Here is a 6,830-nt window from a genome sequence, read left to right as displayed (position 1 = left end):
TCGTAAGGCCGTCATCACGGGATGCGGGTCCTTGTCGCCGCTCGGATCCGGAGTGTCGGCGTTTTGGGACGCCCTGCTGGCCGGGCGGAGCGGGCTGGCCCCTATCCGCTCCTTCGAGACGACGGGATACACCCATGTCGTGGCGGGGGAGATAAAGGACTTTGCGCCAGAGCGCGCGCTGTCATCAGATGAAATCCGCCGGCTTGACCGGATCAGCCAATACGCCTTGATTGCCGCACGGGAGGCGTTGTCTGATGCTGCGATCGATCTGCAACAGGTCGATCGTGCCCGTGTCGGTGTGATCCTGGCGACTGCGCTGGGTGGCATGCTGGTCGGCGAAGCCTACCAACGGCACCAGCATGACGGGCACGCATTTGACGCGCGGCGTCTCCTCCACTTTCCCTACTATGCCGTGGCGACGCGCCTGGCCCGCGAGCTCGGGATGTGCGGTCCGGTGGTGAGTCCGTCGATTGCCTGTGCTTCGGGTACGCACGCGGTGGGACTGGCGCTCGAATTCATCCGGCGCGGGCAAGCCGACGTCTTTATCGTCGGCGGTGTAGAGACGATCTGCCAGTTTGTGGTCAGCGGCTTCAATTGCCTACGCGCCACGACGGCTAATACGGTTCGTCCGTTCGATGCGCGGCGCGATGGGCTTGCCCTAGGCGAGGGAGCGGCAATTCTGGTTGTCGAAGAAGTAACTCACGCGCAGGCGCGCGGCGCGCGGGTCGATATCGAGGTCGCAGGCACGGGCCTCGCGGGCGACGCGGTGCACATGACCGCGCCCGCGCGCGACGGCGCGGGCGCAGCGCGCGCCATGCGCGCCGCACTGGCGGACGCAGCCTGTGCACCACAGGCAGTGGACTTCATCAGCGCGCACGGGACGGGGACGGTGTACAACGACGCTATGGAGATGGCGGCGATCACAGCCGTGTTCGCTGAGGCCGGTGCCGCCGCCATCCCGGTCAACTCGATCAAAGGAGCGATCGGCCACACCCTGGGTGCCGCCGGCAGCTTCGAAGCCATCATGTGCGTGCAGATCCTGCGGCAGGGTCTCATCCCGCCGACCGTGAACTGCGAGCAACTCGATCCGGGATGCCCGCTCGACATTGTGCGCGGTGAGCCGCGCCGTTGCGACGCGCAGACGGTTCTCTCGACTTCATCCGCCTTCGCCGGCAACAACGCGGCGATCGTACTGCGTCGAAGGTCCTTCTCCCCCGGGGACTGTCGAGTTTCTCCGAATGTAGGGGCGCAGCATGCTGCGCCGCTACGGAAGGAGGCGGAAAATACGGCATACGAACCCAGCGACCGGTCATTTATCGACAGTAGTCATGAACTCCGTTCACCCTTGCACCATGAAAATGAGGCCCGGCGCCCGCTTGGGTCCCTTCCCCTGTTGTCACTTCCGGCAACGGGGGAAGGCCAGGATGGAGGCGATTTTCTGAGCAGTCCCCCCGGGGAGCAGAGCAAGATGGCGCGGGGAGAAGCCGTGCCGCATCGAACCGGCATGACCGGCGCCGAGGGTCAGTTCGAGCCAGTCGTCATCACCGGCATCGGTGTCGTGTCGCCCTTCGGTCATTCGGTCGAGGAACTGGTGCGCGGGTTTTGCGGGGCGCAGCATGCTGCGCCGCTACAGGAACGGGACGCGGAGTTGGTCACCGACATTCCCATCTCGGCAGTGCCGGAGGATAAGCGGGCACGTGTTGGCCGGCTCGATCGACTGTGCCGGTTCTTTCTCTCCGCCTCCTACCTGGCCGTGCGTGCCGCTGCTTTGAAGATCGGCCACCCGGATGTAGGGGCGCAGCATGCTGCGCCCGAGCGCGTTGGCCTTTCCTTTGGCACGGGGTTGGGCTGCCTGCTCACCGACGAGGAGTACAACCGCAAGGTGGTGGAGCAGGGGCCATCGGCGGCGAGCCCCCGCCTGTTTGCCTACACGGTATCGAGCGCGGCGGCGGGTGAGGTGTCCATCGCGCTCGGCATCAAGGGGCCGAATGTCACGGCGCACATGGGCTTTGCCGCCGGCTTGGGTGCCCTCGGCTACGGCTATGATCTGATCCAAATGGGAAAGGCTGATGTCGTGCTCGCCGGCGGCGCCGACGTCATGGGCCCGGCATTACTCGTGGCGCTGCGCGCTATGGGCCTGCTCAAGCGCCGAGAACAGGCGCGCCCGTTTCTGGACGCGGTGCCGGGAGTATTCCCCGGCGAAGCTGCAGTGGTGGCGGTGCTGGAGCGGCGCGATCGAGCCCGCCAGCGCGGAGCCCCGTGTTGGGGACGGATCGAGGGCTACTCGGCCGGTTTCGAGCCCACCATCACGCGCCACGACCGCCAGCACACGGGCGTGACCCATACGCTCAACCGGGCAATAGCGGTGAGCCGCTTGCAGCCGAGGGATATTGGCGCAGTGATGTGCAGCGCCCATGGCACACCGATCGACCACACGGAACGCGCCGCGCTGGTCGAGGTGTTTGGCAGCACAGGGGCACCGCTGTTGCTGGCACCGAAAGTTGTCGTCGGCGACTGCCTCGGCGCCAGTGGGATGCTGGCGCTGGCGTTGGCGGCGGGAGCGTGGCGTCACGCACCGCGCCTGCATGATGAGCTGAGCTTCGATCTGAACGGAAAAGCGGTGACCGGAGCCGAGGCCGGTGTGCGGCTTGCTTCCAAACCTTTGGTCTTGGTCAATGCCCTGTGCTATTCGGGTAACATCGTGAGTCTGGTATTCGCTCCAACCGCGGAGTCCTGAGGGCTGTCTGTGCGGGTACTGCTGATTTCAGCCAACACCGAGAAGTTGCCCGATCCGGTCTTTCCGCTCGGCGCCGCCTACATGGCGGCCGTGAGCGCGGAACACGGGCACAGTGTCGAGACACTGGACCTCTGCTTCCTCGATGCGCCGCGGCCGGCATTGGACGAGACCATTCGCACCACCGAACCCGAGGTGGTCGGCATCTCGCTGCGGAATCTCGACTCGACGTCCTATCCACTGAACACTTCGTACATCGATGACTACAAGCGTTTGGTGGATGCCGTGCGCGAGCTGACCGCGGCGCCCATCGTCTTGGGCGGCGCCGGCTTCACCGTCATGCCGACGACGATCATGGAGTACCTCGGCGCGGACGTTGGTGTCGTGGGCGAAGGGGAGATGGCGTTCCCGTGGATTCTCGAACGCCTCCGCCAGCGGGAGCCGGTCGTATCGACCCACGAGTATCGCTGCGAGCCAGTGAACGGCGGCGTGTGTGTCAGCCCCGTCGCCCGGATCAAGGATCTGGACATGGCGGGCGTGCCGATGCGGCAACGGTTCGACATGGATTTGTATTACCAACGCGGCGGCGCGCTCAACATCCAGACGAAGCGCGGCTGCTACTTCGAATGTATCTTCTGCAGCTATCCGCTCATCGAAGGGTCGAAGGTCCGCATGCGGACGGCGAAGGCCGTGGTCGACGAGATCCAGGCCGTGCGCCAGCAGTGTCAGGTCCGCCACTGGTTCTTCGTCGACAACATCTTCAACATGCCCATCCGACACGCGAAAGACATCTGCGAAGAGATTGCCAGCCGCAACCTCGACATTGAATGGTCCGGATATCTCAACCCGAAGTTCGTCGACGACGAGCTCTGCCGGCTGATGGCCGCCTCCGGGTGTAAAGCGATCGAGTTCGGCACCGACTCTGGTTCTCCGACCATGATGGTGAACCTGAAGAAGGAGTTCGAAGCCGTCGACCTGCGTCGAGCCTCCGATCTCTGCCACAAGTATCGATTGAAGTTCTGTCACAGCCTCATCTTCGGCGGGCCGGGCGAGACCATGCAGACGGTGAGCGAAACGATCGATCTGATGGATGAACTGCAGCCGACCGCGGTCATCGCCATGACCGGCATCCGCATTCTGCCGGGAACGGAGATGGTCGAGATCGCGCTGCGCGACGGGCAACTGGATGCGGACGACAACCTGCTGTACCCGAAGTTCTACATCGCGCCGACGCTTGCCGACGAGCTCATCGATCGGATCGAGTCGTACGCCGGCAGCCACACCAATTGGATCGTGCCCGGGAAGGGGATCAAGACCAACATCCGGGTGCTGCAGAAACTCCGCCAACGCAAGATCAAGGGACAACTGTGGCGGCTGCTGCGTTGAATGCCGATCCGCTGCGCCTTGACGGCAAGCGTGCCCTGGTGACGGGTGCGTCGCGGGGTATCGGCCGGGCAACGGCGGAAGCGCTGGCCGCGGCCGGCGCCGCTGTCGCCATCAACTACGCGCGCTCAGCGGCGGAGGCCGAAGAGGCCGCCGCGGCCGCGGGCGCTGCCGGCGGCGAGGTGGTGCTCGAGCCGGCGGACCTGGCGGACCCGAAGGCGATCGCGGCGCTGTTCGAGCGGCTGCGCCAGCGGTGGGGCGGGGTGGACATCATCGTGAACAACGCCGCGATTACGCGCGACGGCTACGCCATGTTACTTTCGCTCGAAGCCTGGGATGACGTGATGGCGGTGAATCTGCGTGGTGCCTTTCTGTGCGCGCGACACGGATTGCGGTGGATGATCCGGCAACGCTGGGGACGGATCATCAACGTGATCTCTCCGGCGGCGTTGCTGGGGAAGGACGGTGCCGCCAACTATGCCGCCACCAAAGGCGGTCTGCTGAGCTTCGGCAAGTCGCTGGCGCGCGAGGTCGGACGCTACGGCATTACCGTCAATGCCATTTGCCCGGGACTCATCGAGACGCGGATGATCGCCAAGATGCCGGCGGAAGAACGCCAGCGTTTCGAGCAGCAGATCGCGCTCGGCCGTTTCGGCGAACCGGCCGAGGTTGCACAGGCGATTCGTTTTCTCGCCAGCCCGGCTGCGGGATACATCAGCGGTGCGACGCTGGTCGTAGACGGCGGACTCACGATGGCGTGAGCCAGGTGAATCAGTCCGGTACGCCGCACTCGGAACTCAGCACTCAAGACTTGGCACTCAACCCTACGATACGAAATGTACCGCATCGCGATCACCGGACTGGGAAGCATCAACGCCCTCGGAGTCGGCGTCGAGGCGTTCGCGCGCGGCTTGCGGGCGGGAACATGTGGAATCGGCGAGGTGTCGTTATTCTCGGCGGCGGGCTGTCGCAGTTCGCGTGCGGCGGAGGTTCGCGCCCTGGCACCACCCGCATGGCTGCCACACCCCGTTGCTCGGCGCGCCTCGCGCTCGGCTCTCCTGGCGCTGATTGCCGCCGGAGAGGCGTGGCGGACGGCGGGCCTCGGTCGCGAGGACGCGGCCGGTACGGGAGTGGTCATGGGCAGCACCACCGGCGGCATGGCCACCGGTGAGGAATTGTACCGTGCCATGGTACAGCTGCGGCGGAGGCGACAGTTCCTGGCGGGATGGTCGGAAACTCCGGTGTCGGTACCGGCGGATGACGTGGCGAATGTGTTTGCCTGCTACGGACCGCGGCTCACGGTGTCCACGGCCTGTTCGTCCGGCGCCAACGCGCTGGGGATTGCCGCCGATTGGATTCGCTGCGGCCGCGCCGAGGCGGTTGTATGCGGCGGCACGGATTCCCTCTGCCAGATGACGTACAGCGGCTTCAATGCGCTGCAGGCCCTCGATCGCGAGCCGTGCCGCCCGTTCGACAAGCGCCGTGCGGGGCTGACGCTCGGCGAGGGCGCCGCGGTGTTGGTGTTTGAACATTGGGAGCGCGCCCAACGACGTGGCGCGCGCATCTTGGGAGAGTTCGTGAGTTACGGCGTCAGTGCGGACGCGCACCACCTGACCGCACCGCGGCCGGACGGCGGCGGTGCGGTCCTCGCCACCCAGCGCGCCCTCCAGCAGGGCGGAGTGGCGATCGAGGATATAGATTACATCAATGCCCACGGCACCGGGACAGCGCTGAACGACGTCGTCGAAACCCGGGCGATCAAGAGCGTCTTCGGTCCGCGAGCGTATCGCATCCCGGTGACGTCGACCAAGTCGATGGTCGGTCACTGCCTTGGCGCCGCCGGCGCGATTGAGGCCTTGGCCAGCCTGCTGGCGGTTCGGTATAGCTTCGTCCCGCCAACGGCAACGCTGGAAGAGCCGGATCCGGAGTGTGACCTGGACTACGTGCCCAAAACGAGTCGGCCGCAAACGCTGCGGACCGTGCTTTCCAACTCCTATGGCTTCGGCGGTAACAACACCAGCCTGATCATCCGCGGACATGAGTAAAGCGGTCAGCTGTCAGCGATCAACTGTCAGCGTGCAAACCATCACAAAGAAAAGAACGTGCGGACCTGCTGCGACGATCGGGCCGGACCCCTGTGAGCTGAACGCTGATGACTCATAGCTGCGCTGTTGCTGTCACGGGAATCGGCGTCGTCAGCCCGGTCGGACTTGGCCGGCAGGAGTTCTGGACCGCTCTGAGTACCGGGCAATCGGGAATCGTGCCGATCGAAGGCTTTCCCGTACCCGTCGGTATCCCGAGCTTGGGGGCGGAGGTCCGCGGTTTTGTCGCCAGGGAGTTCATTGCCTCGGCGCATCTGCGACGCATGGACAAGCTGTCACGCATGGTGGTCGCGGCCGCCCGCATGGCGTTGGATGACGCGCGGGTCGTGCTTGCCCGGGTGCAGCCGGAGACGGTGGGGGTCGTCATCGGCTCCGCCTTGGGCGACATCTCCGAATCGGCTGTGCAGCTGCAACGCGTGTTCACGAAAGGTCCGGCTTCCGCCAGCCCGATGGTGTTTCCGAACCTGGTCCTGAACGCTCCCGCCAGTTACGTGGCGATGGAGTTCGGCTTCACGGGAGTCAATTTGACGGTCGCACAGGGGGAGACATCCGGCGAGCAGGCGATCGTTCTCGGATGCGAATTGGTGCGCCTGGGTCGGGCTGAGGTGGTT

5 protein-coding genes are annotated in these 6,830 nt (G+C 65.2%); all 5 read left to right on the top strand.

Annotated features, from left to right (window positions below):
• On the top strand, positions 1 to 2,737 hold a 2,737-nt coding region (locus VF515_14970), incomplete at its 5' end, for a beta-ketoacyl-[acyl-carrier-protein] synthase family protein (GenBank protein ID HEX7408933.1).
• A 9-nt stretch (positions 2,738 to 2,746) separates the two neighbouring features.
• Complete coding sequence (locus VF515_14965) at positions 2,747 to 4,120, top strand: lipid biosynthesis B12-binding/radical SAM protein (GenBank protein ID HEX7408932.1); 1,374 nt, start codon at positions 2,747 to 2,749, stop codon at positions 4,118 to 4,120.
• The gene (locus VF515_14960; GenBank protein HEX7408931.1) at positions 4,102 to 4,878 is read left to right on the top strand and encodes a 3-oxoacyl-ACP reductase family protein; all 777 of its coding nucleotides are present in this window, start codon (positions 4,102 to 4,104) and stop codon (positions 4,876 to 4,878) included. Before VF515_14965 ends, VF515_14960 begins: the two co-directional genes overlap by 19 nt.
• Before the next feature lie 75 nt (positions 4,879 to 4,953).
• Positions 4,954 to 6,162, top strand: a complete 1,209-nt coding sequence (locus VF515_14955) for a beta-ketoacyl-[acyl-carrier-protein] synthase family protein (GenBank protein ID HEX7408930.1) — start codon at positions 4,954 to 4,956, stop codon at positions 6,160 to 6,162.
• A gap of 107 nt (positions 6,163 to 6,269) precedes the next feature.
• Positions 6,270 to 6,830 (top strand): beta-ketoacyl synthase N-terminal-like domain-containing protein (locus tag VF515_14950; GenBank protein ID HEX7408929.1); only part of this gene is annotated, 561 nt, incomplete at its 3' end.

Source organism: Candidatus Binatia bacterium (assembly GCA_036382395.1).
Classification (GTDB): Bacteria; Desulfobacterota; Binatia; order HRBIN30; family HRBIN30; genus JAGDMS01.
This window is presented reverse-complemented; position numbering and strand designations above follow the sequence as displayed.

Excerpts from the sequence above, each read along its gene's own strand:
- VF515_14955 (HEX7408930.1), top strand. The coding sequence starts at position 4,954 with ATGTACCGCATCGCGATCACCGGACTGGGAAGCATCAACGCCCTCGGA.